This is a genomic window from Agreia sp. (assembly GCF_964263775.1).
Classification (GTDB): domain Bacteria; phylum Actinomycetota; class Actinomycetes; order Actinomycetales; family Microbacteriaceae; genus Agreia.
Genome location: NZ_CAXVWM010000110.1, coordinates 1 through 2,906 on the forward strand (window position 1 = coordinate 1; position 2,906 = coordinate 2,906).

At 67.2% G+C, this 2,906-nt stretch carries 4 protein-coding genes; 3 read left to right on the forward strand and 1 reads right to left on the reverse strand.

The features are described from left to right. Positions 1-26: 26 nt before the first annotated feature. Together ACE5CZ_RS08300 and ACE5CZ_RS08305 are read left to right on the forward strand one after the other, a co-directional pair. Positions 27-911 carry a neutral zinc metallopeptidase gene (locus ACE5CZ_RS08300; RefSeq protein WP_374946857.1) on the forward strand — a complete coding sequence of 295 codons (885 nt, stop codon included), beginning with the start codon at positions 27-29 and terminating at the stop codon, positions 909-911. Positions 912-913: 2 nt separating this feature from the next. Beyond that, a complete protein-coding gene (locus ACE5CZ_RS08305; RefSeq protein WP_374946858.1) occupies positions 914-1,399 on the forward strand; it encodes a GNAT family N-acetyltransferase in 486 nt (161 codons plus the stop codon). Here ACE5CZ_RS08305 and ACE5CZ_RS08310 read toward each other — a convergent pair. After that, complete coding sequence (locus ACE5CZ_RS08310; protein WP_374946859.1) at positions 1,381-2,193, reverse strand: tryptophan-rich sensory protein; 813 nt, start codon at positions 2,191-2,193, stop codon at positions 1,381-1,383. The two genes, ACE5CZ_RS08305 and ACE5CZ_RS08310, sit on opposite strands and share 19 nt — an antisense overlap. 58 nt (positions 2,194-2,251) lie before the next feature. Here ACE5CZ_RS08310 and ACE5CZ_RS08315 point away from each other — a divergent pair, with 58 nt between their 5' ends. Beyond that, positions 2,252-2,725, forward strand: coding sequence for a MarR family winged helix-turn-helix transcriptional regulator (locus ACE5CZ_RS08315; protein WP_374946860.1), 474 nt, complete (start codon positions 2,252-2,254; stop codon positions 2,723-2,725). The last annotated feature ends 181 nt before the right edge of the window (positions 2,726-2,906 follow it).

Sequence of the window (2,906 nt, forward strand, 5' to 3'; positions counted from 1 at the left end):
CTCGCCGAGGCGCTAGTTTCTTCTCTATGACCTTCAATGACAACGCGAAGCTCGACACGAGCCGGGTTTCCAAGCGCGGCCGCAACACCGGCATCGCGGTGGGCGGAGGCAGCGCCGTCGTGGTCATCGGACTCTTCCTCCTCTCGCAGGTTCTGGGAGTCGATCTCACGGGTCTCGCGGGCGGCGGCCAGGCCCAGCAGGGCACCCAGAGCGAAGAATCGCTCGAGTGCTACACGGGTGTCGATGCCAACAGCAAGATCGATTGCCTGATGGTGGGCGCCGAGAACTCGCTCAATGACTACTGGGCCGACGAGGCGCCCGCGCTCGGCATCACCTACGCGCCGCCGGCCGACTTCGTGCTCTTCACGGCCGCCACGAACACCGGCTGCGGCCAGGCATCCAGTGCAACGGGCCCGTTCTACTGCCCGCCCGACAGGTCGATCTACGTCGACACCTCGTTCTTCGACGAGCTGCGCACGCAGTTCGGCGCGACCGGCGGAACCCTCTCGGAGATGTACGTCGTCGCGCACGAATTCGGCCATCACATCCAGAACCTCGCCGGGGTCATGGACCGCACCGATCGCACCGACACGGGCCCGACCTCCGACTCGGTGCGCACCGAGCTGCAGGCCGATTGCTTCGCCGGCGCGTGGGTGGCCGCGGCATCGACGACCGAAGACGCCGACGGCGTCACGTTTCTCGAGCCGGTGACGGATGTACAGGTCGCGGATGCACTGAATGCCGCGTCGGTCATCGGCGACGACCGCATCCAGCAGATGGGCTCGGGCCAGGTGAACCCCGAGACGTGGACGCACGGGTCGAGCGCCCAGCGTGAGAAGTGGTTTCAGGTGGGCATGAAGAACGGCGCGGGCAGCTGCGACACGTTCTCGATCAGCGGACCAGAGCTGTAGCCATGAAACGCGAGCGGGTCACGGTGCACATCGACGATGTGCGTCGTGCCGAGCCGAGCGACGCTCACGCGATCGCCGAGGTCATCCACTACTCGACCGAAGACGCGATGCCGTGGCTGGGCGGGCGCAACACCCTCGAGGAAGACCGGTGGTGGGCATCCCATGTTCTGCTGCACAAGACGAACGCGTGGGTCGCGACCGTCGACGGCAACGTCGTGGGGGTCGTCGCGCTGCACGACGGATGGCTCAGCCAACTGTTCGTGCGCACCACCGCGCAGGGCTTCGGCGTGGGGCACAGGCTGATCGAGGTCGCGAAGCGCGAGAGCCCCCAGGGGTTGCAGCTCTGGGCATTCCAGCGCAATGCGGTGGCCATCCGTTTTCTCGAGAGCGTGGGGTTCTCGCTCGTTCGAGAGGGCTGGTCGTCGGGTCGGCACTCGGCCGGCGATGCCGCGGGCGAACCCGACATGCTCTACCGCTGGGTTCCCTGACCCGCGCGACGAGCGAACCGGATGGCGAGAGTCGCGATCACCACGACGGCCGCGGCCGCGATCGCCGCGATCATGGCCGGCTGTGAGATGAGCTCGCCCGTCGTGCGCGACACCGCGACCCAGGCGAGGCCCCAGGCGAGCGACGCCGCGGGAGCGAGGCGGCCTCGACCGCGAATCGCGAGAAGCACGCCGACCAGTGCCGCGATGGCGAGCACGATCACGGCCCAGGCGTCTTCGCCCCAGCCGAAGCCGTCGAAGCCCGCCGTTGTGAGACCGGCGGCGAGGTTGGCGGCCGTCGCGATCGAGACCCATCCCAGGTAGAGGCCGAGGGTGCCGTCGAGCACGATCGTCTCGACGATGCCTGTCGGGCGCCCGTCGACGAGAAGCACGAACGTGCGCGCGAGCACGGCCAGCAGAAGAACGATGACGACGCACGAGAGGGCGAGTTGATCGAACTGCACGCTCAAGATCCACGCGGCGTTCAATATCAGCGACGCGGCCACCCAGTATCCGACCTGGCGTTGCCTCGGTGCGCTCGCCTGGGCGGGCAGCAGCTGCCACACCGCGTAGGCCAGCAGGCCGAGGTAGATCACCGACCAGATCGAGAAAGCGGGCCCGGCCGGTGCGATCGGGGTCGAGTCGGCGCTGAGAGAACCGCCGGCGGCATCCTGGATGGGCGTTCCGCCCGCTAAGCCCGCGCCGATGAACGATCCGACCACGGCGATGACGGCGCTGATCGCGACGACGACCTGGCGAATTCTGTCAGCCGTGGTCGCTGTGGATGGTGCGGACATGTCTGGCCTCTCTTTTAGTCAGCTAGCTTACTAATTGACGGTAGCCTAGATTTGCACAATGAGCGATGAGCCGGTGGATGAAGTCCGAGCGGCTTCCGCTGTCGGCCCCACCATGCACGAGTGGCCCACGGGTCGTCTGCTCTCCACCGCATCGCGTCTGGTCGAGCACGCGTGGACCGAGAGTCTCGACCGACTCGGGCTCACCCACGCCGGTCTGGTCGTGCTTCACCTGCTGCAAGAGAAGCCGCGCAGCCAGACCGACCTCGCGCGCCTCGCACGCGTCGAGAACCAGACCATCTCCCGCACCCTAGAGCGGCTGCAGCGGCAAGGCTTCGTCACGCGCACGGCAGACCGGAGCGACCGCCGACGTCACATCGTGACCGTGACGCCCGCGGGCGTCGACGTCTGGAACTCCGCCCGAACGCTCGAGCGCGACCTGATGCCTGAGGTCGACGAGCCCGAATCCTTCCGTGCCTCGTTACTGGCGATCATCGCGTCGAGCGCCGCGAAGCGCTGGGAGCCCGAGGCCTGAAGCGCAAGCCCTGAACTCGCTCGGGCGATCGTGCCACGCTGGAGATATCCCATCCCTTAGAGAAAGAAGCCACCCATGGCAGCACGACTCATCTTCGGACTCGGCGTCGGCCTGGCCGCAGGCTACGTTCTCGGCACGAAGGCCGGACGCGCCAGGTACACCGAGCTCAAGTCCCGCGCAA

Coding starts and splice junctions, on each gene's coding strand:
- ACE5CZ_RS08310 (WP_374946859.1), bottom strand. CDS start 2,193: ATGTCCGCACCATCCACAGCGACCACGGCTGACAGAATTCGCCAGGTC.
- ACE5CZ_RS08315 (WP_374946860.1), top strand. CDS start 2,252: ATGAGCGATGAGCCGGTGGATGAAGTCCGAGCGGCTTCCGCTGTCGGC.
- ACE5CZ_RS08300 (WP_374946857.1), top strand. CDS start 27: ATGACCTTCAATGACAACGCGAAGCTCGACACGAGCCGGGTTTCCAAG.
- ACE5CZ_RS08305 (WP_374946858.1), top strand. CDS start 914: ATGAAACGCGAGCGGGTCACGGTGCACATCGACGATGTGCGTCGTGCC.